1 protein-coding gene is annotated in these 521 nt (G+C 26.5%); it reads left to right on the top strand.

The window, feature by feature from the left end:
• A partial coding sequence (locus HMPREF3241_RS12995) for a tandem-type lipoprotein (protein ID WP_176746665.1) occupies nt 1–521 on the top strand: 521 nt, incomplete at both ends.

Raw genomic sequence — 521 nt, 5'->3', positions numbered from 1 at the left:
TACTTTTATGCATCAGTTTTTTATTAATAACGTTTTTTATTGGTGGATGTGGATTTATGAATAAAGACGATGGTAAAGAAACGGAAATCAAACAAAACTTTAATAAAATGTTAAACGTGTATCCCACTAAAAATCTAGAAAACTTTTATGATAAAGAGGGCTATCGAGATGAAGAGTTTGATAAGGATGACAAAGGAACATGGATAGTTCATTCTAAAATGGTTATTGAACCAAAAGGCAAAAACATGGAATCTAGAGGGATGGTTCTCTTTATCAATCGCAATACTAGAACATCAAAAGGCTATTTTATAGTCAATGAAATAGAAAAGGATAGAAAAGGAAGACCCATTAATAATAAAAAGAAATATCCTGTAAAAATGAAAAATAATAAAATTATTCCAACCAAACCAATATCTAATGATAAATTAAAAAAAGAAATTGAAAACTTTAAATTTTTTGTACAATATGGCAATTTTAAAGATATTAAAAATTATAAAGATGGTGACATTTCATACAATCCT

This window comes from Staphylococcus sp. HMSC34G04, assembly GCF_001838765.1.
In the GTDB taxonomy this organism is placed as follows: domain Bacteria; phylum Bacillota; class Bacilli; order Staphylococcales; family Staphylococcaceae; genus Staphylococcus; species Staphylococcus epidermidis.
Note: the sequence above shows the minus strand (reverse complement) of the source record. Positions and strands in the feature narration are given on the sequence as shown.